We start from the raw sequence: 23950 nt of genomic DNA on the forward strand, positions 1-23950 counted from the left end.
CCCCTCCGTCAAGCCCCTCGGGCTTACGCCTTCTTCTCCGCTTCCTTGGCCTTCTCGGCCTCCTTGGCCGCCTTCGCCGCCTCCGCGATCTGCCGCTTGGCAGCGGTCGCGTACATGTCGACGTACTCCTGGCCGGAGAGCTTCATGATCTCGTACATGACCTCGTCGGTCAGGGCGCGCAGCACGAAGCGGTCGTGCTCCATGCCGGCGTAGCGGCTGAAGTCCAGCGGCCTGCCGATCCGGATGCCGGGCCGCATCAGCTTCGGCATCACCTTGCCGGGCGGCTGGATCTTCTCCGTGTCGATCATGGCGACCGGGATGACCGGCGCGCCGGTGGCGAGCGCCACGCGCGCGAGGCCGCCGGGCTTGCCCCGGTAGAGCCGGCCGTCGGGCGAGCGGGTGCCCTCGGGGTAGATGCCGAACAGCTCGCCGCGCTCCAGCACCTCTATGCCGCTCTTGATCGCGGCCTCGCCGGCGCCGCGCGCCCCGGAGCGGTCCACCGGGAGCTGGCCGACGCCCTTGAAGAAGGCCGCCGTCAGCCGGCCCTTCACGCCCGGGGTGGTGAAGTACTCGGCCTTGGCGATGAAGGTGACCTTGCGGTCGAGGACCGCGGGCAGGAAGAACGAGTCCGAGAAGGACAGGTGATTGCTCGCCAGGATGGCCGGGCCCTCGGCCGGGATGTTCTCCAGCCCCTCCACCCAGGGCCTGAAGGCGACCTTCAGCGGTCCTCCGATGGCGACCTTCATCGTGCCGTACAACACCCGTGTGCCTCCCGTTTCCGTCGAACAGACCTTAACCCGCAGGACCGTGAAAGGACCCGACGACCCTGGTCGGTGTCAGTGCGGTCGCGTACGGTGAAGCACATGCCACTTCTCCCCGGAGCCGAGCCGTACCGCCACGAGGGCGGGGAGGTGGGGGTCCTCCTCTGCCACGGCTTCACCGGCTCGCCCCAGTCGCTGCGCCCCTGGGCGGAGCATCACGCGGCCCACGGCCTGACGGTGTCGCTGCCGCTGCTGCCCGGCCATGGCACCCGCTGGGAGGACATGCAGGTCACGAGCTGGCAGGACTGGTACGCGGAGGTGGACCGCGAGCTGCGCCTGCTCTCCGAGCGCTGTTCCCGGGTGTTCGTCACGGGCCTGTCGATGGGCGGCGCGCTGGCCCTCAGGCTCGCGGCCCGGCACGGCGCGCGGGTCACGGGCGCGGTGGTCGTCAACCCGGCGAACAAGGTGCACGGCCTGTCGGCGTACGCCCTTCCGGTGGCCCGGCATCTCGTGCGGACGACGAAGGGCATCGCCAGCGACATCGCCAAGGAGGGCGCGGCCGAGCTGGGCTACGACCGGGTGCCGCTGCACGCGGCGCACTCGCTGCGGGTGTTCCTGCGCCGCCTGGACGGCGAACTGCCCCAGGTCACCCAGCCGTTGCTGCTGCTGCGCAGCGCGCAGGACCATGTCGTGCCGGCCGCCGACTCGGCCCGGGTGCTGAGCCGGGTGTCGTCCACGGACGTATCGGAAGTCGTGCTGGAACACAGCTACCACGTGGCGACGTTGGACGAGGATGCGGACCGGATCTTCGAGGAGAGCCTCGCCTTCATCGGCCGGCTCGCGACCGGTGCGGGCGTCGGCAAGGACGGCGCGGGCAAGGACGGCAAGGAAGGGACGGCCTCAGTTGGCTGAGCACGACTCGGACCGCGAGGGTCGCGAGCCGGACGAGCAGGGGGTGCCCTTCGACGAGGACGCCGCCTGGCGGGCCATCGTCGCCGGGTACGGCGCGGAGCCGCCGGACCCACCGGGCGCGAAGCCCTTCAAGCCGGTGGAGGACCTCGCGCTGCCGGCGATGGACGCCGAGAAGAACGGTGAGGGCGAGCAGGACGGCTCTGCCGGTGCACCGCCCGTCCAGCCCGCGCTGGGCAGCTCGGTCACCTTCGCCCCCGGCATCGGTCCGCGCGACTACACGGCGCCGGAGCCCTCCGAGGACGACTTCGACGAGGACGACGAGGGCCACTTCGTCCCGCCGGAGCCGCCCCCGCTCCCGACGGCGGACACCACGGCCAAGTTCGCCTGGCTGGGCGTCGTCGGCGGCCCGATCCTGCTGCTGCTGGCGGTGCTGCTCGGCTGGGACATGACGTGGTGGCTGACCACCCTGGGCGTCGGCGGCTTCCTCGGCGGCTTCGCCGCGCTGGTGATGCGGATGCGGACGGACGACGACGAGGGCGACGACCCGGGGCGGGGCGCCGTCGTCTAGCGACGCGGTGGTCCGGCGACGCCTCCGCCGGCCGGGATTCTGAGGGCGGCCAGGACCGGGAGGTGGTCCGTGGCCGCGATCAGGTCGGGCCGGGTGACGCCGGGCTGGTCCAGGGGGACCCCGCAGCCGAGCACCTCGACGCCCTTCGTGGCGAAGACCGCGTCGATACGGCGGTGGGGCTCGCTGTATCTCCAGGTCTCCTCGCCGCCCCAGGGGGCCACGGCCCGGCAGTCCTGAAGGGCGCCGGAGAGCAGCCGGAAGGCGGGGCCGTCAGGGGTCTCGTTGAGATCGCCGCCGGCGACGGCGTGCTCCACGCCCATGCCCGCGAGGCGGTCGAGGAGCATCCCGGCCTGCGCGCGGCGCTCGTCCCTCCGCAGGCTCAGGTGGCAGCTGAGCACGCCCAGGCGGGCGGCGCCGAAGCGGACCACCGCCGTGGCGAGGCCGCGCCGGTGCCGGCCGGGAGTGAGCGGGAGGAGCACGTCCTCCGTGCGCTCGACGGTGGCCCGCAGTGAGCAGAGGATCGCGGGGCCGGCCGCCGGGGCTCCGCCGGTGAGGATGACCTGCCCGGAGGCCGCTGCCAGGCGGGCCAGCTTCTTGCGCCAGCGGAAGAAGCGGGGGGCCTCTTGGATCAGGACCAGGTCGGGGGCGCAGGCGGTGATCACTCTGGCCAACGCGTCCGTGTCGTCCCGCATGGAGCGGATGTTGTAGCTCAGGACGCGGATCAGGGGTGAACCGTCAGGGTCCGTGCGGGAGTTGGGGAGCGGCTCCATGTCGATCAATGTACGCCCAACAGCTCAGGGGCGCGGGGTTTGTCCAGCCCCGCGCCCCTTCTTCAGTTCATGCTTCTCACATGATCGGGTCGGGCTCGCGGGCCAGGTCCGCCGCGCCCACCAGGCCCGCCTTGTTGCCCAGCTGGGCCGCGATCACGTCGGCCACCGGGCGCCAGTTGCCGCCGACCAGCCAGCGCTTGTAGGACTTGCGGATCGGGTCGAGGACCAGTTCGCCCTCGTCGGACAGGCCGCCGCCGACGATGAACGCGGACGGGTCGAAGAGGGAGGCCAGGTCGGCGAGGCCGGCGCCGGCCCAGCGGGCCAGCTCGCGGTAGGAGTCGACGGCCACCGGGTCGCCCTGGCGGGCGGCCATGGAGATGTGCTTGCCCTCGATGCCGTCCGGGGTGCCGTCGCCCAGCGAGAGCAGCAGCTCGGCGTTCTCCGGGGTGGCGTTGGCGCGCTGCTTGGCGTAGCGGACCAGGGCGCGGCCGGAGGCGTACTGCTCCCAGCAGCCCTGCGAGCCGCAGCCGCACAGCAGGCCGTCCGGGACCATCCGGATGTGGCCGAACTCGGCGGCCACGCCGAAGTGGCCGCGGCGCAGCTTGTTGCCGATGATGATGCCGCCGCCGAGGCCGGTGCCGAGCGTGATGCAGATGACGTTGCGGTGGCCCTTGCCGGCGCCGAACTTGTACTCGCCCCAGGCGGCGGCGTTGGCGTCGTTCTCGACCACGACCGGGAGGCCCACGCGGGCCTCGACCTTCTCCTTCAGCGGCTCCTGGCGCCAGTCGATGTTCGGCGCGAAGTACACCGTCGAGCGCTGCCGGTTCACGTAACCGGCCGCACCGATGCCCACGCCGACGATCTCGTGCCCGGCGCGCGCGCCCTCGACGGCGGAGGCGATGGCGTCCACGATCGCCTCGGGCGTGCCCGGGGTCGGCACCTTGTGGGTTGAGAGGATGTTGCCTTCCTCGTCGACCACGCCGGCCGCGATCTTGGTGCCGCCGATGTCGACGCCGATGGTGAGTCCCATGAATCCCTCAGTTTCGGTCGAGCCCCGCTACGGCCAACCGTACCCGAGGCCCTGCCGGGAAAGCGCTTCAGTCCAGGTCGATCCGCTCCCCCGGACCGGTGCCCTCGCCCCCGTCGCGCCGGTCGCGCTTGTCCTCGGGCCGCTCCCGGGTCAGGTCCTCGGACGTGCGGGCGGTCCAGCGGCGCTCCTGGGCCTGGACGGCGGAGCGGTAGGCGGCCAGCAGCTCGCCGCCGGCCGCGGCCAGGTGGTCGAAGACGTCCGGGTTGCGCTCTATGACGGGCTCGACGGCGGCCTTGGCCTGCTGGACGACCTGCCGTACCACCTGCTGGGCGGCGGGTCCGGCGAGGCCGCCGAGGAGGGGGGACTGGAGGCCGGACAGCTTGTCGGCGACCGTGTCCACGAACTTCTTCAGTTCCTCGGCGGCCGAGCCCGGCTGCGGGCCGTACTCGGTGCGGCGGCGGGCCTTCTCGGCCTCCAGATCCTCGGCGCAGGCGGTCGCCCAGGCGTCGGCGTCGGCCGCGGGGCCCTGTTTCCCGTGTTCCTCTTCCTCGTACGAGCCGGCGGACGAGTCGGCTGCGGGGCGCTCTTCGCTCATGGCGGACTCCTGACTACGGTTCGCCCGTACGACGTTACCCGAACGGGCGTTTCCCGTTCACCGTCCGGCGACGGGCCACAGGTCGGGGTCCGGGGCGAACCGGATGCGCAGCTCCCCCTCGCGCAGCCCGGCCCCGGCGACGGTGCAGCGGCGCAGGGCGGAGGGCAGCGGGACGATGCGGCGGAACGGGCCCACGGTGATCACGAGTTCGTCGCCGCGCCGGATGAGGTCCAGCTCGTCCCGTACCGCGCCGGGCAGCGGGATGTGCCAGACCAGGACGCCGTCCTCGGCGATCCGGTCGGTGACAGGCCACCCGACCGGGGCGGGCGACGGGTTGACGCCGGGTACGGCGAGGGCGGCGAGGTCGTCGTCGCCGCGCGGGTCCCGGCCCAGGTGGGGGACGGGGTGGACGTCGTACGGCAGCTCCTGCCAGTCGGCGAGGGCCTTGCGCTGCTGGGCGAGGAGCCCGGCCAGCCAGGTGTCGGGCGCGGTCTCGGGCAGGGTGCGGTTGGCGATCAGTGCCTCGGTGCGCAGACCGCGCAGGGCGAGGCCGAGGCCGGCGGTGCGGACGGCGTCGGCGCCGGCCGGGCCGGGCTCGGCGACCAGGCGTACGACGGTCGCGCGGTCGGTGAGGACGGCCTCGACGGCGGCCAGCTCGACGTCCCAGCGGGCCGCCGTCTCGTACAGCCAGTCGGCGGGCATCGGCACCCCGGCCAGTCGGCCGAGGACCGGGCGCAGGGCGCGGGCCGCCTGCCGCTCGGGCGGGAGCAGGCGGCGCAGATAGCGGCGCAGCTCCTCGGGCAGGCCGAGCAGGGCGAGGGCCTGCGGGAGGGGCGGGAGGTCGACGACGAGGAGGTCGTAGCGCTCGCAGAGGGCGGCGTCCCTGAGCGCGCGCAGGAAGGACAGCTCCTCGGCGCCGGGCAGCGGGGTGACCTCCTCGGCGTCCAGCCGGGAGGCGCCGAGCAGGTCGAGGACGTTCGCGGCGCGGGACTGGAAGGCGGCGAGGTCCTCCCGGAACCGGTCGACCGCGTCGGGCCGCCAGACGGTGAGGTCCGGCGCGGCCTCTTCCGGCACCGGTCCTGTCGCGGGGCCCAGGGCCGCGCCGGGGGTGTCGGTGCGGTCGGCGCTCAGCAACAGCGTCCGCAGGCCCTCGCGGGCGGCGCGCTGTGCGGTCGCGGCGGCGACCGTGGTACGACCGCTGCCGCCGGGGCCCATGATCAGGATGGTGCGCATGAGGGTGAACGGTACCGCCGTGCGCGAGTGGTGCGCGGGGTGACTACTTCTCCCCCGACGCCTCCGCCGGCGCCTCCCCCGACTCCACCCTCGCCTTCAGACCCGCCAGCGCCCGGTCGATGATGACCTTCTCCGCCTTGCGCTTGATCATGCCGAGCATCGGGATCTTGACGTCGACCGTGAGCCGGTAGGTGACCTCGGTGGCGCCCTGGCCGGCCGGCTTCAGGAGGTAGGAGCCGTCCAGGGAGCGGAGCATCTGGGACTTCACCAGGCTCCAGGAGACCTCGTCCTCACCGGTCCAGGTGTAGGCGAGGGTCTGGTCGTCCTTGATGGCTCCGGCGTCCATGACGAGGCGGACCTGCTCGGCGCGGCCGCGGGCGTCGGTCGCGAGGACCTCCGCCTCCTTCACCTCTCCGGTCCAGTCCGGGTAGCGCGCGAAGTCGGCGATCACCGCCATGACGTCGGCCGGTGCCGCCTCGATCGTGATGCTCGAGCTGGTGTGTTCCGCCATCGCCGTGGCTCCTCCAGATGCGGGCCGTACTGAGATCGTCGTGCGCACGTGTGTGCAGCGTGAAGGCTACCGCGCCACCGACCTGCCGCCCTCACCCCGTGTCCCGAGGGTCACCATTCGAGCGCCCAGGGCCTGCCCGTCCCGGCGAAGTGGCCCACGTTCACGCATTCCGTCGAGCCGATCCGCATCCGGCGGGCCAGCGGCTGGTGCACGTGTCCGAAGAGCGAATAGCGGGGTTTCGTACGGCGGATGGCGGCCAGCAGGGCGCGGCTGCCGCGCTCGAAGCGGCGGGCGACGGTGTCGTAGACCAGTTCGGGAACCTCCGGCGGGATGTGCGTGCACAGCACGTCGACCTCGCCGACCGCCTCGATCTTCGCCGCGTACTCCTCGTCGTCGATCTCGTACGGCGTCCGCATCGGTGTCTTGAGGCCGCCGCCGACGAAGCCGAAGGTGCGGCCGCCGATCTCCACCCGCTGGCCGTCGAGAACGGTGGTGCCGGGGCGGGCGTACTCGCTCCACAGAGGCGGCATGTCGACGTTGCCGTAGGTGGCGTACGTCGGGGTCGGGAACGCGGCGAACATCTCGGCGTACTGCTTGCGCACGGCCTTCTCGATGGCGGCGGCCCGGTCGGTGCCGATGCCGCCCCACAGCCGGGCGCCGAACTCCCGGGCCTCCTCGAAGCGGCGGGCCGTGCGCAACTCGACGATGCGGTCGGCGTTCTCCTCGCCGAACAGGTCCGGGAAGATGCCGCGCGAGTGGTCGGCGTAGTCGAGGAAGAGGACGAGGTCACCCAGACAGATCAGGGCGTCGGCACCCTCACCGGCCCGGGCCAGGTCCCGGGCGTTGCCGTGCACGTCGCTGACCACGTGGACGCGGGTCCGCCGGCCCGCCGAGCGTGAGGATGCCATGGTGATCAAGGGTAGGCCTGTGCGGTGTGCGTGAACAGTGCCGGTCCGGCCTGCGGTTACTCGCCGGTCGGTTCAGCCGTGGACTACTGTGCGCGAAGGAACGCCAACGTGTGTGACGCAGCGAACATCTGGCTCGAACCCCCTGTCGGGAAGGCCATACCGACCGGTAACGTCCGGGCAGTCCAGTCGTGCTCTGGATTTCAACCACCGAAGACCCGAGCACCAGCCCGAGCCTTGGACCGCACCGTCGCATCACACAGTGTCGTGGCGCCGGCGCCCTATGAGGAGCAGCAGTCTTGCGCGAGTTCAGCCTTCCGGCTTTGTACGAGGTCCCTGCGGACGGCAATCTGACCGACATCGTCCGCAGAAACGCCGCGCAGCATCCCGACGTCGCCGTCATCGCCCGCAAGGCCGGCGGTGCCTGGCAGGACGTGACGGCCCGGGAGTTCCTGGCCGAGGTGCACACCGCCGCCAAGGGCCTCATCGCCGCCGGAGTGCAGCCGGGCGACCGGGTGGGCCTGATGTCCCGCACGCGGTACGAGTGGACGCTGCTGGACTTCGCGATCTGGAGCGCGGGCGCGGTCACCGTGCCGGTGTACGAGACCAGCTCGCCGGAGCAGGTGCGGTGGATCCTGTCGGACTCGGGCGCGACCGCGTGCATCGTGGAGCTGGCGGGCCACGCGGCGGCCGTGGAGTCGGTGCGCGAGTCGCTGCCCGCGCTGAAGCACGTCTGGCAGATCGAGGCCGGCGGCGTGGAGGAGCTGGGGCGGCTCGGGCAGGACGTCTCGGACCAGACGGTCGAGGAGCGCAGCTCGCTCGCCAAGGCCGACGACCCGGCGACCATCGTCTACACGAGCGGTACGACCGGCCGCCCCAAGGGCTGTGTGCTCACCCACCGCAGCTTCTTCGCCGAGTGCGGCAACATCGTGGAGCGGCTGCGCCCGCTGTTCCGCACCGGCGAGTGCTCGGTGCTGCTCTTCCTGCCGCTCGCGCACGTCTTCGGGCGCCTGGTGCAGATCGCGCCGATGATGGCGCCCATCAAGCTGGGCTGTGTCCCGGACATCAAGCACCTCACCGACGAACTGGCCGCGTTCCGGCCGACGCTGGTCCTCGGTGTCCCGCGCGTCTTCGAGAAGGTCTACAACTCCGCGCGGGCCAAGGCGCAGGCGGACGGCAAGGGCGCGATCTTCGACAAGGCGGCGGACACCGCGATCGCCTACAGCAAGGCGCTGGACAGCGCCTCCGGCCCGTCGTTCGGCCTGAAGGTCAAGCACAAGGTCTTCGACAGGCTGGTCTACAGCAAGCTGCGCGCGGTGCTCGGCGGCCGGGGCGAGTACGCCATCTCCGGCGGTGCCCCTCTCGGCGAGCGGCTCGGCCACTTCTTCCGGGGCATCGGCTTCACCGTGCTGGAGGGCTACGGCCTGACCGAGTCCTGTGCGGCGACGGCGTTCAACCCGTGGGACCGGCAGAAGATCGGCACGGTCGGCCAGCCGCTGCCCGGTTCGGTGATCCGCATAGCGGACGACGGCGAGGTGCTGCTGCACGGCGAGCACCTGTTCAAGGAGTACTGGAACAACCCGGGCGCGACGGCGGAGGCGCTGGCCGACGGCTGGTTCCACACCGGTGACATCGGCACCCTGGACGAGGACGGCTACCTCAGGATCACCGGCCGCAAGAAGGAGATCATCGTCACCGCGGGCGGCAAGAACGTCGCCCCGGCCGTGATCGAGGACCGGATCCGGGCGCACGCGCTGGTCGCGGAGTGCATGGTGGTGGGCGACGGGCGGCCGTTCGTGGGCGCGCTGGTCACCATCGACGAGGAGTTCCTGGGCCGTTGGGCCGAGGAGCACGGCAAGCCGGCGGGCTCCACCGCGGCGTCGCTGAAGGACGACCCGGATCTGAACGCGGCGATCCAGGCGGCGGTCGACGACGGCAACGCCGCGGTGTCGAAGGCGGAATCGGTGCGGAAGTTCCGCATTCTGTCCTCCCAGTTCACGGAGGAGTCGGGCCACCTCACCCCGTCGCTGAAGCTCAAGCGGAACGTGGTGGCGAAGGACTACGCCTCGGAGATCGAGGCGATCTACCAGAAGTAGCGGGCCACGTACGGCAGTTGGCTCATGGCGCGGTGTCCTCGGCGAGGACCCGCGCCATCGTGCGTTCGGCGAGCGCGGTGATGGTGACGAAGGGGTTCACGCCGATGTTGCCGGGCACGAGCGAGCCGTCGGTGACGTACAGCCGGTCGTACCCCTTCACGCGGCCGTAGGCGTCCGTCGCCTTCCCGAGGACGCAGCCGCCGAGGGGGTGGTAGGTGAAGTCGTCGGCGAAGACCTTGCTCGTGGAGCCGAACAGGTCGTAGCGGTAGATGGTGGCGTTGGCCAGGTTGATCCGGTCGAACAGCTTCTTGGCCATGGCCACCGAGACCGCGCTCTGGGCGGGCGTCCAGCCGAGCTTGACCGTCCCGGACGAGGAGTCGTACGAGAAGGACGCCCGTTCGGGGTTCTTGGTGATCGCCAGATAGAGGCTGACCCAGTGCTCGAAGCCCATGGGCAGCGGGGCGATCTCGGCGAAGACCGGGTTGTCGGCGTTGGCCCAGTCGTCGATGCCCATCACCGGCATGGTGGCCTGGTCGGCGCCGACGGTGTCCCAGATGTGGTTGGCGCGGCCGAGCATGGTGTTGCCGTTGGTGCCCCAGCCGGCGCCGACGTCGGCGGTCAGGTCGGGCAGGGTGCCGGTGTCCCGGGCGCGGACGAGGAGTTCGGTGGTGCCGAGGCTGCCGCCGCCGAGGAAGAGGTACGTGCAGCTGTAGCTCCTCGTCTCGACGACCGCGCCGGTGGTGTCGATCCGGTCGGCGGTGAGGACGTACGACCCGTCGCTCGCCCGGCTGACGGACTTCACCCTCTCCAGGGTGTGGATGGTGACGTTCCCGGTGCCGAGGGCGGCGGCCAGGTAGGTCTTGTCGAGGCTGCGTTTGCCGTGGTTGTTGCCGTAGATGACCTCGCCGGCGAGCGCCGACCTGGTGGCGGTACCGGCGGCCTCCTGCTGCATGTAGCCGAAGTCGTAGACGTTCGGCACGAAGGTGGTCTTCAGGCCCGCGTTGCCGGCGGCCTTCCGGGAGGTGCGGGCGAACCGGTACCACTCGGTGGACTCGAACCAGGCCGGGTCGATGGTGTTGACGCCGAGCATGGTGCGGGCGCGCGGGTAGTAGGTGCCGTACATCTCGTCGGCGTCGACGGCCGGGAACTGCTCGGCGAAGTACGACCTCACGGGCGTGACCGCCATGCCGCCGTTGACGAGCGAGCCGCCGCCGACGCCCCGGCCGACGAAGACCGACATGTTGTCGTAGTGCACGCGGTCCAGGACGCCGGGGTAGGAGCTGATGGCCTTGTTGACCACGTCCAGCCACAGGAAGGTGGCGAGCGGGGCCTCGGTGCGGGTGCGGAACCACATGGAGCGCTGGTCGGGGGCGAGGGTGGAGCAGAACACCTTGCCGTCGCTGCCGGCCGTGTTCCACAACTGGCCCATCTCCAGGACGAGGGTACGGATGCCGGCCTGGCCGAGCCGGAGGGCGGCGACGGCACCGCCGTAGCCCGAACCGACCACGATGGCCGGGGAGTTGTCCGTGGCGGCGGGTTCGGCGGCTCGGGCCGACTGGAGTCCGACACGGGTGAAGCCGAGGGTGGCCGCTGTTTGCAGGGCGACCATGCCGAGTATGTGACGTCTGGTCAGCTGACGCTGCGTCAAGTTTGCTGTCATGCGCGCAGCATGGGCGGATTTTCCGGTTCCGCCTAGACTCTCCGGGATGTTTTAGAGAAGGGCTTTGAGCTTCTCCGCCAGCAGGTCCCAGCGCCAGCGCTCCTCCACCCACTGGCGCCCCCTCTCCCCCATCCTCCTGCGCAGCTCGGGGTCCTGGAGCAGCGGGATGATGCGGTCGGCCGCCTCCGCCGGGGCGCCGCCCCTCACCACCCAGCCGGTCTCGCCGTCCAGGACCGCGTCCGGGGCGCCGCCGGAGTCGCCCGCGACCACCGGGAGGCCCGTCGCCGAGGCCTCCAGGTAGACGATGCCGAGGCCCTCCACGTCCAGGCCGCCCCGGCGCGTGCGGCAGGGCATGGCGAAGACGTCGCCGGCGCCGTAGTGGGCCGGCAGGTCGGACCAGGGGACGGAGCCGGTGAAGCGGACCGAGGACGCGACGCCGGTCTCGTGGGCCAGGCGGCGCAGGTCCTGTTCGTAGGGGCCGCCGCCGACGATGAGCAGCACGGTGTCGGGCTCGGCGGCGAGGATGCGGGGCATGGCCTGGATGAGGGTGTCCTGGCCCTTGCGCGGGACCAGCCGGGAGACGCAGACCACGACCGGGCGGTCGGTGAGGCCGAGGCGGGCGCGGACCTCGTCGCCGCCGGAGGCGGGGTGGAAGGTCTTCTCGTCGACCCCGGGCGGCAGCTGGGCCATGCGCCGGGCCGCCGCCGGGGCGAGTGCCGTGGCGATCCTGGACCGCGTGTACTCACCCAGATAGGTGATCGTGTCCGTCGACTCGCCGATCCGCCGCAGCAGCTGCCGGGCGGCGGGCAGCTGGGCCCAGCCGGCCTCGTGCCCGTGGGTGGTGGCCACCAGCCGCTCGGCACCGGCCCTGCGGAGCGCCGGGGCCATCAGGCCGAGCGGGGCCGCCGCCCCGAACCACACCGACGTACAGCCGTGCTCGCGCAGCAGCCCGGCCGCGCGCCGGGTCGCCTGCGGGGTCGGCAGCAGCATCGTCGTACGGTCGCGTACGACGGTGAAGGGCTGCTCGGCGTCGAAGGCGGCCGTGGCCCGGGCGCCCTCCCGGCTCCGCTTCCAGGTGGAGGCGTAGACGACCAGCCGGTCGGGGTCCAGGCGCAGGGCCATGTTGTGCAGGAAGGCCTGGATGCCGCCCGGCCGGGGCGGGAAGTCGTTCGTGACGATCAGGGTCTTGCGCATCGCCGCCGACCCTACCCAAATGGGCCGTCCGGTGCCGGGTACGGCCGAGTCTGTGGCAGGTACACAGCGGGGCACGACATCATGGTGCCCGACCTGAATTCGAACGGCAGGGGATCACGTGGAGACGAAGGGCGCCGGGCGGTCCCTGGCATGGCTGCTCGCGACCTGGGGCGTCACCCGTCTGGTGCTGCTGCTGTTCGTCTTCCAGGTGTGGGTCTTCCCGGGCCCGGACGTCACCTCCGACGTGTCGGTGATCTACCGCGGCTGGTACGAGGTCCTGCGGCAGGGAACGTTTCCGCTGGACGACGTGACCTGGCAGTACCCGCCCGCCGCCGCCCTCCCGGTCCTCGCCCCCGCCGCCCTGCCCTTCCTGTCGTACACGCACGCCTTCTTCATGCTGACGTTCCTCGCCGACGCGGTCGTGCTCCAGCTGCTGCTGCGTCCGGCCGGGCGCTCCGGGCGGTCGCCGCGCGGGGCCTGGGTGTGGGTGGCGGGCGTGCCGCTGCTCGGCCCGACGGTGTTCGCCCGCTACGACGTGATGGTGACCGCGGTGGCCGTGGCGGCGCTGCTCGCGGGGGTCCGGCATCCGCGGGTGATGGGCGCGCTGACCGCGTTCGGGGCACTGCTGAAGGTGTGGCCGGCGCTGCTGCTGGTCGGCTGCTTCCGGCGCCGGGCGTGGGCGTCGGCGGTGGTCACCGCGGCCGGGCTCGCCGCGGTGTTCGCGGTGTCCATGCCGGGCGCCTTCGCCTTCCTGACCTTCCAGCGGGACCGGGGCACCGAGGTGGAGTCGCTGGGCGCCCTGGTCTTCCATGTGGCCCGGCACTTCGGCTGGAGCGGACAGGTGCTGCTGAACTACGGGTCGGTCGAGTTCGTCGGCCCGCATGTGGCGCAGGTCAGCACGGCGGCGCTGGCGCTGACCGGGGCCGCGTTCGGCTGGCTGCTGCTGTGGCGGCTGCGGGTGACGCGCCGGGCGCCGCACACGCTGGCGGACGCGGCGTTCACGGCGGTGCTGGTGTTCACGGTGACCAGCCGGGTGATCAGCCCGCAGTACCTGGTCTGGCTGGTGGGTCTCGCCGCGGTCTGTCTGACGTACCGGGCGAGCCGGATGGCGGCGCCCGCGCTGATGGTCGTGGCCGCGTCCTTCGTGACGGTCCTGGAGTTCCCGCTCGGCTTCCTGCACGTGGTGCTGAGCGACCGGTACGGGGTGCTGCTGCTGGTGGTCCGCAACGGCCTGCTGCTCGCCGCCTCCGTCACGGCGGGCCGCCGCCTGTGGCGCGAGACCGTCCCTCCGGCCCCCGCCGCCCCGCTCCCGCCGGAGCCGGCCCGGCCGCGGGAGACCCCGGTCTCCTCCTGACGCGGCCGGCCCACGCCGGGAGATGACGGCCGACCCACGACACCCGGCAGGCCACGGCAGCCCGCGGGCGCCAGGGAGACCTCGGCCGCCACACCTCACCTGGACCGCCCCGCCGACCTGGCGACGCGGCCCCGGTCCCTCCCGGCTCACCCGGCGCGGGCCAGGGACATCCCGGCTTTCTCGCGCCGGCCGGCCCTTCGCAGCAGCGCTGTCACCGCCGCGCACTGCACGGCCATCGCGAGCGCCAGCGCCAGGCAGACACCGGGCAGGCCGAGGCCGGAGAGGGCGTACGCCAGCGGCAGCTGGACGGCCGTGCCGAGCAGGGTGACCCGGAGCAGGGCCGGTGCTCCCCCGCTGCCCTCGAAGACTCCGCCGAGCGCGATGCAGCAGGCCATCAGCAGCAGATAGGGGCCGATACAGCGCAGGAACAGCACGCCCTGGTGGGCGACACCGGGTCCGGCACCGAAGGCGGCCATGATCCAGGGGGCCGTCACGGCGAACAGGGCGGTGGCGGTGAGCCCCAGGAGCCCCGCGAGCAGCACCGCCTGCCGGCCGATCTCGTGCCGCGCGTCCGTGCCGGCGCCCCGGGTGTGCGCGGTGTGGATGGCGGCGGCCTGACGTATGGCGTAGAAGGCCATGGTGGCGACGTACATGACCTTGTAGGCGATGGCGTAGGCAGCCACCACGGTCACCCCGAGCCGGGCCACGATCGCGACCAGGACCAGCGCACCGCCCTGCCGCACGGTGAAGTCGGCGGACATGGGCAGACCGGTGGTGAGCGTACGACGCAGGGCGGCCGGAACCGATTCGGCGGGCGGGGCCCCGGCCGCTGCCCGCAACAGGGGGTCACGGCGCAGGGCGCGCAGGCCCACCGCGAGGGCGGCGCAGCGGCACAGCACCGTGGAGGCGGCGGCACCCCGCACGCCGTAGACATGGATCAGGACGGGGTCGCCCACCAGGATCAGGCCGTTGGCCAGCAGCGCGAGCCGCATGGGGGTGCGGGTGTCACCGGCGCCCTTGAGGATGCCGTCGACGAGCTGCTGGGCGAAGAAGACGGCCATGCCGGGCAGGGAGATCGCGAAGTAGGCCGTGGCCAGGCGCAGGGCCGCACCGTCGCCCCCGCCGAGGACCAGACCGGCCAGCGGCCCGCGCAGCAGGAAGCCGCCGGCCGCGACCACGGGGGTGACCAGCGCGCACAGGGCCCAGCCCCCGCGCACGGCGGCCCGTACGGCGGCCGGGTCCCGGGCACCGCGGGCGTGCGCCACCAGCACCGTCGTACCGGAGGCGAAGACCAGCGCGACGCCGAGCAGCACGTTCTCGGTGTTGGTGGCGACGGCCACGGCGGCGACGGCGGCCCCGCCGAGCCGGGAGACCCAGACGGTGTTGACGATCCCGGAGGCGACCGAGGCGAGGAGGGAGAGGTAGACGGGGTGGGCGAGAGCTATGAGCTGCTTGCGGTGGGTGTTCACTGAGCCCCCTCGTATCGAGCTACCACTAATCGAGGTAGCTCGATAAGAGTTAGCATGCTCATCTGGGCCGCCGCAAGGAGGAAAACCGGTGCTGGAGTTGTCGATCCTGGGGTTTCTCGCCGAGGAGCCGCTGCACGGCTATGAGCTGAAGGAGCGGATCAAGGCGCTCAGCGGCCACGTCCGGCCGGTCAGCGACGGGGCGCTCTACCCGGCCATCAACCGGCTCGTCGCCGCCGGGCTGCTGGACCAGCGCACCGAGGAGGGCGCGAGCGCCGCCCCGCGCCGGGTGCTGTCCCTGACCGGTGAGGGCCGCGCGGAGCTGCTGGAGCGCCTGCGCAGCCCCAAGCAGGCGGAGATCACCGACCACGTCCGCTTCAACACCGTGCTGGCCTTCCTGCGGCACCTGGACGACCCCGCCGGGCAGGCCGCGGTACTGCGCCGCCGGCTGGACTTCCTTGAGACCCCGGCGAGCTTCTTCTACCGGCAGGGCGAGCCGGTGCGCGCCGAGGAGGCCGGGGATCTGTTCCGGGAGGGGATGCTGCGGGTCGCCCGGGCCACGGGGACGGCGGAGCGGGCCTGGCTGCGCGAGGCCATCGAGACGCTCAGCCGAGCTGACTCCTGACGTAGGCCCGCCACTGCTCGGTGAACGCCTCCGGCGTGGTCCCGAGCACCGTCTTCAGCGCCGCCTCGACCGCGCCCGCCCGTTGCCGACGGTCGCCGACGGCCCGGTAGAAGGCGTCCAGCCGGGCCGTGCCCCAGCGGGCGGCGATCATCCGGCAGGCCAGCCAGCCGCTCTCGTAGGCCTGGGCCAGCTTGGTGGGGTCGCTGGTGAAGCCGAAGTCCTTGTCGGTGGGCAGGGCGGCCGGGGTGCGGCCGTCGCGGACGGCGCGGGTCAGTTCCGGCGCGGCCTCGGTGGGGGTGCGGCCGGTGCCGAGGTAGCCGATCCAGTCCGCGTAGCCCTCGGAGAGCCACAGAGGGGTCGCGGCGGTGGTGTGGGCACGGGTGGCCACATGGGTGGTCTCGTGGGTGAGGACGACCTGTTTGCCGAGGCCGCCCAGCACGGCGTACGCCTCCGGGTTCACCACCACCCGGTCCGCGGGCGCCCTTCCCGCGCCTCCCACCTCCCCCGTGGTGACGGCGGCGATGCCCCGGTAGTCGGCGGGGGGCGAGCCGAGCAGCCCCGCCATGCCGTCCAGGGAACGCGGCACGAGGACGACGACCCGGCGGCTCCAGTCCATGCCCCACACCCGGGAGACGGCCGGCACCGCACGGTCGGCGAGCCCGGCGTAGGCCCGCAGCTCGGCGGCCGTCCGCCCGGTGCCCAGCACCAGACTGTGCGCGCCCTGGACGGCGGTCACCGACCCCTGGTCCCACAGCTGCTGCCCGGCCTGCTGCGCGGGCTGGTCGGCGGTGACGTACCACTGGCCGTCGGCGGTACGGCCGAGGGTGAGGGTACGGCGGGCGTCGACCGGGGCCGTGTCGTACCCGGCGACCCGGTAACTCAGCTCGGCATCGGCGCTGGCGCCGGTGGCGGTGTGTCGTACGGCCGTGACCCGGTACGCCCAGGAGGCCAACGGGAGCGCACGCAGCCGGGTGTACTCGGTGCGGGTGCCCGTGGCCGCGTACGCCTTCTCGTCGTGCCCGAGGAGGGCGGCCGAGCGCCGGTCGAGCAGGTGCTGCACCTCGGTGCGGGCGGGGTCGGCGGGCGTGCCGCCGTTCGCGCATCCGGTCAGGGACAGCACCAGAGCGAACCCGACGGCACCGATCCACCCCGCCCTTCTGCGACCAGCCATTTCCCGATCGTAACGGTGGCAGTCGCCGTCAGGGCCTGGTCACCGAGGAGATCGGCATCATCCCCACGGGGTCGTAGCGCACCGCGGCGCCCGGGTAGGGGGCGTGGATGACCCGGCCGTTGCCGACGTACATCGCCACATGGCTGGCGTCGGAGCGGTAGACCACGAGGTCGCCGGGCCGGGCCTGGGAGAGCGGGACGTGGCGGCCGGCGAAGCGCTGTTCCTGCGAGGTGCGCGGCAGATGGATGCCGGCGTGTGCGTACGACCACTGCATCAGGCCCGAGCAGTCGAAGCCGGAGGGGCCGTTCGCGCCCCAGACGTAGGGGCGGCCGAGGGCGGACTGGGCGGCGGCCACCGCGGCCGCGGCGCGGGCGTCGGGGGCGACGACGCCCGACAGGTCGGGCAGGTCGACGCGGGTGTCCCGGGAGGCGCGGTCGTAGGCGGCGCGGGCGGCGTCCGGCAGGGAGTCGATCAGCTGCCGGGCCCTGGCGAGCTTCTTCTCGACGGTCTTCTTGTGCACGGCCACGGCCTGGCGGCTCTTCTCCAGCTCGGCGAGCTTCCCGGCCGCCTCGGAGCGCTCCTGCGCGAGCTCCCGCATCGCCAGCCTCAACTCACGTAGCTGGCCCGCCTGTTGGGCGCTGATGCGGTCGAGGGTGGCGGCCTTGTCGAGGTAGTCGTCGGGGTCGTCGGAGAAGAGCAGCGCCACGGCCGGGTCGATGCCGCCGGCCCGGTACTGGGCGCCGGCCAGCGAGCCGAGATGCTCGCGCAGGGTGTTGATGCGCTGCTGCTGCCGGGCGATGTGGTCCTGGGCGCCGCTCACCTCACGGCGCAGCGAGTCGGCCTGTTCCTGGGCCTTGTCGAAGGCCTGGGTCGCCTGCTCGGCCTCCTGGTAGAGGCGGTCCACCTCGGCGCGGGTGCCGTCGTGCGGCGCCGCGTGCGCGGGTACGGCGCCGAGCGCGGCGGCCGCGGCCGACAGCACGCACAGTACGGTGGCGCCCCGGTCGAATCCGGAGGAGACAAGACGGCGATGAGACCCCACGGCGGTCCTTCTGCTGGCGGACAGATACCGCTCCCCCGGCGCCTGGGGACGGGGAGACCCCGGCGCCGGGGGAGCGCGCCAGACAGTAGCCGTCCGCGAGGGCCCCGGCCAAAGACCGTGACGGCAACACACAGTGACGCCCCGCCGCTGACGCAGGTCACCGGCGGGGCGTGGAGTCAGTTTGGGTTCACCGGATTCGCCCGTTCGGGCGCCCCGTGTCCGCGTTTCGCGTGAGGCCGCGGGGGTTCCGCGGGGTCTTCACGGTGGTGTCAGACCCGGACGCCGAACTGGAACGGCATGTCGGACATGGACTCGTAGCGGACCACGGCGCCGGTGTGCGGGGCGTGCAGCACCATGTTGTTACCCGCGTACAGGCCGACGTGGTGGATGTCGCCGTAGAAGAAGACCAGGTCGCCGACCTGAAGGTCGTTGACCGAGGTGATCCGGGTGCCGATGGTGGCCTGCTCCTGCGAGGTACGCGGGATGGAGACGCCGGCCTGCGCGTAGGCCCAGGAGGTCAGGCCCGAGCAGTCGAAGGAGGAGGGGCCGGAGGCGCCGTAGACGTACGGCGAGCCGATCACGCTCTGGGCGGCGGAAAAGGCGGCGCCGGCCATGCCGGAGCCCTTGCTGGTGCCGAGGTGGACACGCTCACTGGAGGAGCGGTCGGCGCGCTGCTGGTCGGCGGCGAGCTGCTGCCTCTCCTTGGCGGTCAGGGTGTTGAGCAGCTGCTGCGCGTCGGAGAGCTTGCCCTGGACGTCCTTCTTGTTCTGCGCCAGCTGGGCGCGCGTGGCGGAGAGGTCCTTGAGCTTCGCGGTGGCCTCGGCCCGCTCCTGGGCGAGTTCGCGCTGCTTGTCCTGGATCTTCTTCAGGGCGTCGACCTGCTGGGCGCTCAGCTGGTCGAGCGTGGAGGCCTTGTCCAGGAAGTCGTCCGGGTTGGAGGACAGGAAGAGCTGGACCGAGGGGTCGATGCCGCCGGTGCGGTACTGCGAGGTGGCCAGCGAACCCAGGCTGTCGCGCAGCTTGTTGAGGTCCTGCTGACCCCGGGCGACGTTGTCCTGGATGGTGGATATTTCCTTCTGCAGCTTCTCCTGCTTGGCCTGGGCCCCGTCGTACTTCTCGGTGGCCTGCTCGGCCTGCGAGTAGAGCTCGTCGACCTTGGCCTTGACCTGGTCCTTGCTGAGCTTCTGGCTCGGCGCGGCGTTGGCGGCGTTCGCGCTCAGCACGACAGCTGCGGCGGCGGCGGTGGTCAGCACGGTCACGCGGGCGCGACTCTGCTGCTTGGGTCGACGGTGGGACGCCACGGAGGACGAACTCCTTCTCGTGAGTGAGTGAGCGATCACCCGTTCGGAGGTTCGAGCCCTGACCCTAGTGACCCAGTTGTGATCAGTTCAAATCCTCACGGCAAAAAATCCCGTGACGCAATGCATTCTTTGCACACAACTCACCAGGCGTGAGGCGCGATTGACACTACGTTGCGTGACGATCCGGCCAATTCGGGCATTGCCTATGCCCATTGGACCTTCAGGACAGTCGCTTGAGAAGCACCGCAGACGCCACCGGTCGGGCACCCGCCCTGGCGACCCCGTCGGCGACCTCGCGGTCGGTGGAGGCGACGATGACCGGACGGCCCGGCGGTTCCGCGCGCACCAGCTGGCGGATCAGCTCGTCGGCCGTGACGCCCGGCTTGGAGAACAGCACCCGCACCCCGCGCGGCGGCGCGAGCAGCACCGGCGCGGCCAGTTCGGCGCCGTCGAAGACACACGTCACCTCGGCGCCGGTCTGCGCGGCGAGCGCGGAGAGCTGGCCGAGGAGCCGGAGGCGCTGCTTCTCCAGCGGCATCTGCGGATAGCCGGTCTTGGTGACGTTGTAGCCGTCGACCACCAGATGCGCCTGGGGCAGCGCGAGCAACTGGTTGAGAATGGCCGGATCGTTCTCGGACAGGGCGCGGGCCGCGATGTCCTTCGGGGTCATCCGGCCGGGCTCCACGGCGTCCACGGTCTCGGCCGGCCGCACGGACACCGGCGGCAGGGCCAGCTCGCGCCTGAGGCCCTGGGTGGCGTCCAGCAGGGTGTCCAGCAGCAGCCGGACCCGCATGTCCTCCACGCTGCGGCCCTCGCGGACGGCCCGCCGGGTGGCCTCCAGCGCCGCCTCGGCCTCGCCGAGCCGGGCCTTGAGCCGGCGGGACTCGCTCTCGGCGGACGACACCTGCGCCTGCGCCTCGGCCCGCGCGGAGTCCATCTCGCCGTGGGCCTTGCGCAGCGCGGCCTCGCCCCGCTTGACGTCGCTGAGCGCGGCACGGAGCTTGCGGTGCAGGGATTCGGCTTCCTTCTTCGCCGACTCCAGCTCGGCGCGCAGCCGTTCGGTCTCGGCGCGGGTGTGCTCGCGGGCCTGGGCCAGCTCGGCGCGCAGCCGCTCCAGTTCGACCCGGCTCTCCTCGTCCGCCCGCTCGGCGTCCGCGCGCTGGGCCTCCTCGCCGGCCGCGGCGACCAGCTTCACCCAGCCCGCCGGGCGCAGTACGTAGGCCGCGGCCGCCACGTCGAGCGGGTCCGCGGCCGGGGGCGGGGAGCCGGAGTCGAGGGCGCCGGTGAGTTCCGGCTGGGCCTCTCTGAGCTTCTCCCCGATCCGCTGCCGGAACAACGGGTCGGTCTCCAGCGCGGCCGCCATCGCGTTCCCGGCGAACTTCGCCCGGCGATTGGGGGCGAACCGGGCGTACTGCCGCAACTGTGCGGGCAGTTCGGACACGGTCAGCCCGCCGAAGCCGTCCGAGACGATCTGCACGACCCGCCGGCGCACGCCGTCGGGCAGCGGACGGTCAAGCACCTCAGCGGTGCCGTCGCCCGGCCCCCCGCCTGTGGTCTCCACCATCCGTCACACCCCAATACCGAGAAAAGCCTCTCCGGGGCCGCCTCCCGCTCAGGAGTCGGCGCCCGGCCTGTCCACGAGTTCCACCTGGTCCACCGCGTTGCACCAGCGGCAGCGCACCGATTCGATGGTCTCACTGACCACCTCGCGCTCCTCCACCGTGGATTCTCCGGCCAGATCGAGATGGACGTACTCGACGACCTTCGACGAACGGGTCACGTCGAACCGGGTCAGGTTGCCGCACAGGGTGCAGCGCCACCGGGTGGTCGCGGTCGGCAGGGGAACCGTCATCGTGGCAGTCCGCTTCCTTCTCGTCTCCGTCCGCGCCGTCGGCCGACGCGTGTGGCCGTAACCCTACGGCCTGCCGGGTGGTCGCCGCCCGTCCGTCCACGACGGCGAGGCGGTCTGTCGGCATGCGTCCCGTTACGTCATGCTCTGTGGTCATGATCAGCGAGTGGAGCACGGCGGCCGGCAGGACCATCCGAGCGGTGCGGGGCACCTCGGCGCCCATCACCTACGGCCTCATCGCCCTGTGCTTTCTGCTCTTCGCCCTCGGCCCCGCCTCCGGACTGACCCCCGCCTACGGCTCCGGGGAGGTCCTCGCGGCCGCGCAGCGGGCCTACTTCCGGCACTGGGGCGTGGTCCCCGCCGAGCTGTTCGGCGGGCCGGTCCATGAGGCGCTCACGCCCGCCACGGCCCTGTTCGTGCACGGCAACTGGGTGCATCTGCTCGGCAACATGCTCTTCCTCTTCGTCTTCGGGGCGATGACCGAGGAACGCATGGGCCACGTCGAGTTCACCCTCTTCTACGCCGGCTGCGGCTATCTCGCCCTGCTGGGGTACGCGGCCGCCAACGCCTCGTCCGAGCAGTCGCTGGTGGGAGCCTCCGGGGCGATCTCGGCGGTCCTCGGCGCGTTCCTCTACCTGTTCCCCCGCGCGCGCGTGACCAGTCTTCTGCCGTTCCTGCTCTTCCTGCCGATGCGGTTCCCGGCATGGGTCGTACTGCCGTTCTGGGTGGCGGTGCAGTGGCTGGCGGCGGCGCAGGCGAGCGAGGGGCCGGGGGTGGCCTACCTCGCCCACCTGGTCGGATTCGGGCTCGGCTTCGGGTACGCGTGGGTGCGATACGGCAAAAGGAAGGGCCCGAAGGGCGGCCTTGGAAGGGCGGTGGCGGGAGACGGGCGGGCTAAAGTGAAAGCCGCCCCTGCCCAGGCCTCCGAGGGAGAGAACCAGCCGTGATCACCGCGATCGTTCTGATCAAGACCAGCGTGGACCGGATTCCGGAGATCGCGGAGCAGATCGCTTCGCTGGACTCGGTCAGCGAGGTCTTCTCCGTCACGGGTACGTACGACCTGATCGCGATGGTCCGGGTGCGCAAGCACGACGATCTCGCCGATGTCATCCCCGGCCGGATCAGCAAGATTCCCGGCGTGGAAGGCACCGACACGCACGTGGCGTTCCGCACCTACTCCCAGCACGACCTCGAGGCGGCCTTCTCCATCGGGCTGGAGAACTGATCACACCGCCGGGACGCAGCGGCCGTCCTCCGTGTGGTACGTCCACTGGGCGCCACTGGTGACCAGTTCCTTCACGGCGCTCACGAAACGCTCGACGTGCTCGTCGGGGGTGCCCGCGCCGAAGCTGACGCGGATGGCGTTGAGGGACTTCTCGCCCGGGGCCGCCTCGGGGGCGCCGCACTCACCCTGGGTCTGGGGGTCGCTGCCGAGCAGGGTGCGGACCAGCGGGTGGGCGCAGAACAGGCCGTCGCGGACGCCGATGCCGTACTCGGCGGAGAGCGCGGCGGCGAAGTGGGAGCTGTTCCAGCCCTCCACCACGAAGGAGATCACGCCCACGCGCGGGGCGTCGTCGCCGAACAGGGACAGCACCTTCACCTGCGGGACCTCGGCCAGGCCCGCGCGGACCGTGCGGATGAGGTGCTGCTCGCGGGCGACCAGGGTGTCCCAGCCGGCCTCGGTGAGCGCCTTGCAGGCCGACGCGATGGAGTAGGCGCCGATGACGTTCGGCGAGCCCGCCTCGTGCCGGGCGGCGCTCTCGTGCCACTGCACGTCCACTCCCCCGTCCGCGCGCCGGGTCACCGTGCGGCTGGCGCCGCCGCCCGCGAGGTACGGCTCGGCCGCGCGCAGCCAGTCGGCGCGGCCCGCGAGGACACCGGAGCCGAAGGGGGCGTACAGCTTGTGCCCGGAGAAGGCGACCCAGTCGACGTCCAGGTCACGCAGGTCCACCGGGTGGTGCGGGGCCAGCTGGGCGGCGTCCAGGACGATCCGGGCACCATGGGCGTGCGCGGCGGCGGCCAGCTCACGCACCGGCCACAGCTCGCCGGTGACGTTGGAGGCGCCGGTGACACAGACCAGGGCCGGGCCGTGCGGGTCACGGTCGGCGAGGGCCCGCTCCAGGGTCGCCACGGCCTGCCGCGGGGTGCGCGGGGCGTTGAGATAGGTGACGTTCGCGTCCTGCCAGGGCAGCAGGGAGGCGTGGTGCTCGGTCTCGAAGACGAAGACCTGGCAGTCGTCCGGGATCACCCGGGCCAGCAGGTTCAGGGAGTCGGTCGTGGAGCGGGTGAAGATCACCTGGTCGTCGGCGCGGCAGCCGAGGAACTCGGCGACCGTCCTGCGGGCGTTCTCGAACAGGTCGGTGGAGAGCTGCGAGAGGTAGCCGGCACCCCGGTGGACGCTGCCGTAGTACGGCGCGTAGGCGGCGACGTCGTCCCAGACGCGCTGGAGGGCGGGGGCGCTGGCCGCGTAGTCGAGAGCCGCGTACGTGACCTCGCCGCCGGTGACGAGCGGGACGGTGACATCCCGGCCCAGAACGGACAGCGGGGCACAAACAGACTGGTCGGCGGCAACAGTGAAGGAAGACATGGCTCAACTCCCGTGAAGGCAGGTGTCATTCACCACGTGAGCAGAGAACGCTCGAACGGTGGTGGAGTGAAAAAAGGGATGCGGAGGCGGGGCTCTGCGGCCCTATCGCATTCGCTTGCTCACGGAAGGCTCCTCGACGACCAGGACCCCTGGTTTCTCGAGGGGTCCGCGCTTGCCGTAGACCTCGTTGCCTACAGCCTGGTCTTCACCCGGGGCACCCCGCCACGGACGGAGGGTTGCCGGACAGCCGGCCGGGGCCTGAAGGCTGTCACTCATGACCTGGCTCGTATCCTGCCATACGATCTTCGACGCGCAAGGCGCGG

At 72.1% G+C, this 23950-nt stretch carries 23 protein-coding genes and 1 riboswitch; of the genes, 7 read left to right on the forward strand and 16 right to left on the reverse strand.

The genetic code is table 11. The features are described 5' to 3' along the window. Positions 1 to 23: 23 nt before the first annotated feature. Positions 24 to 746 (reverse strand): lysophospholipid acyltransferase family protein, encoded by a 723-nt coding sequence (locus tag ACH47Z_RS01925; protein WP_399070345.1) that lies wholly within the window; start codon positions 744 to 746, stop codon positions 24 to 26. A gap of 117 nt (positions 747 to 863) precedes the next feature. Here ACH47Z_RS01925 and ACH47Z_RS01930 point away from each other — a divergent pair, with 117 nt between their 5' ends. After that, a complete protein-coding gene (locus ACH47Z_RS01930) occupies positions 864 to 1673 on the forward strand; it encodes an alpha/beta hydrolase (RefSeq protein WP_399069449.1) in 810 nt (269 codons plus the stop codon). Beyond that, complete coding sequence (locus ACH47Z_RS01935; protein WP_399069451.1) at positions 1666 to 2241, forward strand: hypothetical protein; 576 nt, start codon at positions 1666 to 1668, stop codon at positions 2239 to 2241. The genes ACH47Z_RS01930 and ACH47Z_RS01935 overlap by 8 nt, the downstream gene beginning before the upstream one ends. Here the strand turns inward: ACH47Z_RS01935 and ACH47Z_RS01940 are convergent. The 6 genes from ACH47Z_RS01940 to ACH47Z_RS01965 form a co-directional block, all read right to left on the reverse strand. After that, entirely contained in the window at positions 2238 to 3011 is a 774-nt protein-coding gene (locus tag ACH47Z_RS01940) for an endonuclease/exonuclease/phosphatase family protein (RefSeq protein WP_399069453.1), read from the reverse strand. The two genes, ACH47Z_RS01935 and ACH47Z_RS01940, sit on opposite strands and share 4 nt — an antisense overlap. A 76-nt stretch (positions 3012 to 3087) precedes the next feature. Beyond that, on the reverse strand, positions 3088 to 4041 hold the full coding sequence (locus tag ACH47Z_RS01945) for an ROK family glucokinase (protein WP_225096762.1): 954 nt from the start codon (positions 4039 to 4041) through the stop codon (positions 3088 to 3090). Positions 4042 to 4108: 67 nt separating this feature from the next. Continuing rightward, positions 4109 to 4636: a DUF5304 domain-containing protein gene (locus ACH47Z_RS01950; RefSeq protein WP_399069455.1), complete on the reverse strand. Its 528-nt coding sequence runs from the start codon at positions 4634 to 4636 to the stop codon at positions 4109 to 4111. Positions 4637 to 4693: 57 nt separating this feature from the next. Then, positions 4694 to 5869 (reverse strand): ArsA family ATPase, encoded by a 1176-nt coding sequence (locus tag ACH47Z_RS01955; RefSeq protein WP_399069457.1) that lies wholly within the window; start codon positions 5867 to 5869, stop codon positions 4694 to 4696. A gap of 43 nt (positions 5870 to 5912) precedes the next feature. After that, positions 5913 to 6380, reverse strand: a complete 468-nt coding sequence (locus tag ACH47Z_RS01960) for an SRPBCC family protein (protein ID WP_399069458.1) — start codon at positions 6378 to 6380, stop codon at positions 5913 to 5915. A 110-nt stretch (positions 6381 to 6490) separates the two neighbouring features. Continuing rightward, positions 6491 to 7288, reverse strand: coding sequence for a metallophosphoesterase (locus tag ACH47Z_RS01965; RefSeq protein WP_399069460.1), 798 nt, complete (start codon positions 7286 to 7288; stop codon positions 6491 to 6493). Positions 7289 to 7584: 296 nt separating this feature from the next. Here ACH47Z_RS01965 and ACH47Z_RS01970 point away from each other — a divergent pair, with 296 nt between their 5' ends. Then, a complete protein-coding gene (locus ACH47Z_RS01970) occupies positions 7585 to 9381 on the forward strand; it encodes an AMP-dependent synthetase/ligase (protein WP_399069463.1) in 1797 nt (598 codons plus the stop codon). A 22-nt stretch (positions 9382 to 9403) separates the two neighbouring features. Here ACH47Z_RS01970 and ACH47Z_RS01975 read toward each other — a convergent pair whose 3' ends face one another. Both ACH47Z_RS01975 and ACH47Z_RS01980 read right to left on the reverse strand, forming a co-directional pair. Further along, on the reverse strand, positions 9404 to 11041 hold the full coding sequence (locus ACH47Z_RS01975; protein ID WP_399069465.1) for a GMC oxidoreductase: 1638 nt from the start codon (positions 11039 to 11041) through the stop codon (positions 9404 to 9406). 51 nt (positions 11042 to 11092) lie between these two features. Beyond that, complete coding sequence (locus ACH47Z_RS01980; RefSeq protein ID WP_399069467.1) at positions 11093 to 12235, reverse strand: glycosyltransferase family 4 protein; 1143 nt, start codon at positions 12233 to 12235, stop codon at positions 11093 to 11095. Positions 12236 to 12353: 118 nt separating this feature from the next. On the opposite strand from ACH47Z_RS01980, the gene ACH47Z_RS01985 reads away from it, so the two are divergent. Then, the gene (locus tag ACH47Z_RS01985) at positions 12354 to 13589 is read left to right on the forward strand and encodes a glycosyltransferase 87 family protein (RefSeq protein ID WP_399069469.1); all 1236 of its coding nucleotides are present in this window, start codon (positions 12354 to 12356) and stop codon (positions 13587 to 13589) included. A 146-nt stretch (positions 13590 to 13735) separates the two neighbouring features. Here the strand turns inward: ACH47Z_RS01985 and ACH47Z_RS01990 are convergent, their stop codons facing one another. Continuing rightward, complete coding sequence (locus ACH47Z_RS01990) at positions 13736 to 15058, reverse strand: MATE family efflux transporter (protein WP_399069471.1); 1323 nt, start codon at positions 15056 to 15058, stop codon at positions 13736 to 13738. A gap of 88 nt (positions 15059 to 15146) precedes the next feature. Here ACH47Z_RS01990 and ACH47Z_RS01995 point away from each other — a divergent pair, with 88 nt between their 5' ends. Further along, positions 15147 to 15680 carry a PadR family transcriptional regulator gene (locus tag ACH47Z_RS01995; protein ID WP_399069473.1) on the forward strand — a complete coding sequence of 178 codons (534 nt, stop codon included), beginning with the start codon at positions 15147 to 15149 and terminating at the stop codon, positions 15678 to 15680. Here ACH47Z_RS01995 and ACH47Z_RS02000 read toward each other — a convergent pair. From ACH47Z_RS02000 to ACH47Z_RS02020, 5 genes are all read right to left on the reverse strand, one after another. After that, a complete protein-coding gene (locus tag ACH47Z_RS02000; protein WP_399069475.1) occupies positions 15661 to 16851 on the reverse strand; it encodes a hypothetical protein in 1191 nt (396 codons plus the stop codon). The genes ACH47Z_RS01995 and ACH47Z_RS02000 overlap by 20 nt on opposite strands. Positions 16852 to 16879: 28 nt before the next feature. Then, positions 16880 to 17890 carry an NlpC/P60 family protein gene (locus ACH47Z_RS02005; protein ID WP_399069477.1) on the reverse strand — a complete coding sequence of 337 codons (1011 nt, stop codon included), beginning with the start codon at positions 17888 to 17890 and terminating at the stop codon, positions 16880 to 16882. 269 nt (positions 17891 to 18159) lie between these two features. Then, on the reverse strand, positions 18160 to 19191 hold the full coding sequence (locus ACH47Z_RS02010; protein ID WP_399069479.1) for an NlpC/P60 family protein: 1032 nt from the start codon (positions 19189 to 19191) through the stop codon (positions 18160 to 18162). A gap of 220 nt (positions 19192 to 19411) precedes the next feature. After that, on the reverse strand, positions 19412 to 20755 hold the full coding sequence (locus tag ACH47Z_RS02015) for an NYN domain-containing protein (protein ID WP_399069480.1): 1344 nt from the start codon (positions 20753 to 20755) through the stop codon (positions 19412 to 19414). A 48-nt stretch (positions 20756 to 20803) separates the two neighbouring features. Beyond that, positions 20804 to 21043, reverse strand: coding sequence for a hypothetical protein (locus ACH47Z_RS02020; protein WP_399069481.1), 240 nt, complete (start codon positions 21041 to 21043; stop codon positions 20804 to 20806). 152 nt (positions 21044 to 21195) lie between these two features. Between ACH47Z_RS02020 and ACH47Z_RS02025 the strand changes: the two genes are divergently transcribed. Continuing rightward, on the forward strand, positions 21196 to 21987 hold the full coding sequence (locus ACH47Z_RS02025) for a rhomboid family intramembrane serine protease (RefSeq protein WP_399069483.1): 792 nt from the start codon (positions 21196 to 21198) through the stop codon (positions 21985 to 21987). Continuing rightward, positions 21984 to 22265 (forward strand): Lrp/AsnC family transcriptional regulator, encoded by a 282-nt coding sequence (locus tag ACH47Z_RS02030; RefSeq protein ID WP_399069485.1) that lies wholly within the window; start codon positions 21984 to 21986, stop codon positions 22263 to 22265. The genes ACH47Z_RS02025 and ACH47Z_RS02030 overlap by 4 nt, the downstream gene beginning before the upstream one ends. Here the strand turns inward: ACH47Z_RS02030 and ACH47Z_RS02035 are convergent, their stop codons facing one another. Beyond that, entirely contained in the window at positions 22266 to 23627 is a 1362-nt protein-coding gene (locus ACH47Z_RS02035) for an aminotransferase class V-fold PLP-dependent enzyme (protein WP_399069487.1), read from the reverse strand. A gap of 163 nt (positions 23628 to 23790) precedes the next feature. Further along, a riboswitch (SAM riboswitch) is annotated at positions 23791 to 23907 on the reverse strand. Positions 23908 to 23950 lie beyond the last annotated feature (43 nt).

The organism is Streptomyces sp. NPDC020192, from assembly GCF_044388685.1.
Lineage (GTDB): Bacteria > Actinomycetota > Actinomycetes > Streptomycetales > Streptomycetaceae > Streptomyces.

What these genes read in the sequence shown, in the direction of transcription:
- ACH47Z_RS01925 (WP_399070345.1), bottom strand. Translation starts at nt 746, where the DNA reads ATGAAGGTCGCCATCGGAGGACCGCTGAAGGTCGCCTTCAGGCCCTGG.
- ACH47Z_RS01955 (WP_399069457.1), bottom strand. Translation starts at nt 5,869, where the DNA reads ATGCGCACCATCCTGATCATGGGCCCCGGCGGCAGCGGTCGTACCACG.
- ACH47Z_RS01975 (WP_399069465.1), bottom strand. Translation starts at nt 11,041, where the DNA reads ATGACAGCAAACTTGACGCAGCGTCAGCTGACCAGACGTCACATACTC.
- ACH47Z_RS01980 (WP_399069467.1), bottom strand. Translation starts at nt 12,235, where the DNA reads ATGCGCAAGACCCTGATCGTCACGAACGACTTCCCGCCCCGGCCGGGC.
- ACH47Z_RS02015 (WP_399069480.1), bottom strand. Translation starts at nt 20,755, where the DNA reads ATGGTGGAGACCACAGGCGGGGGGCCGGGCGACGGCACCGCTGAGGTG.
- ACH47Z_RS02000 (WP_399069475.1), bottom strand. Translation starts at nt 16,851, where the DNA reads ATGGCTGGTCGCAGAAGGGCGGGGTGGATCGGTGCCGTCGGGTTCGCT.
- ACH47Z_RS01950 (WP_399069455.1), bottom strand. Translation starts at nt 4,636, where the DNA reads ATGAGCGAAGAGCGCCCCGCAGCCGACTCGTCCGCCGGCTCGTACGAG.
- ACH47Z_RS01930 (WP_399069449.1), top strand. Translation starts at nt 864, where the DNA reads ATGCCACTTCTCCCCGGAGCCGAGCCGTACCGCCACGAGGGCGGGGAG.
- ACH47Z_RS02025 (WP_399069483.1), top strand. Translation starts at nt 21,196, where the DNA reads ATGATCAGCGAGTGGAGCACGGCGGCCGGCAGGACCATCCGAGCGGTG.
- ACH47Z_RS01960 (WP_399069458.1), bottom strand. Translation starts at nt 6,380, where the DNA reads ATGGCGGAACACACCAGCTCGAGCATCACGATCGAGGCGGCACCGGCC.
- ACH47Z_RS01965 (WP_399069460.1), bottom strand. Translation starts at nt 7,288, where the DNA reads ATGGCATCCTCACGCTCGGCGGGCCGGCGGACCCGCGTCCACGTGGTC.
- ACH47Z_RS02020 (WP_399069481.1), bottom strand. Translation starts at nt 21,043, where the DNA reads ATGACGGTTCCCCTGCCGACCGCGACCACCCGGTGGCGCTGCACCCTG.
- ACH47Z_RS01940 (WP_399069453.1), bottom strand. Translation starts at nt 3,011, where the DNA reads ATGGAGCCGCTCCCCAACTCCCGCACGGACCCTGACGGTTCACCCCTG.
- ACH47Z_RS01945 (WP_225096762.1), bottom strand. Translation starts at nt 4,041, where the DNA reads ATGGGACTCACCATCGGCGTCGACATCGGCGGCACCAAGATCGCGGCC.
- ACH47Z_RS02035 (WP_399069487.1), bottom strand. Translation starts at nt 23,627, where the DNA reads ATGTCTTCCTTCACTGTTGCCGCCGACCAGTCTGTTTGTGCCCCGCTG.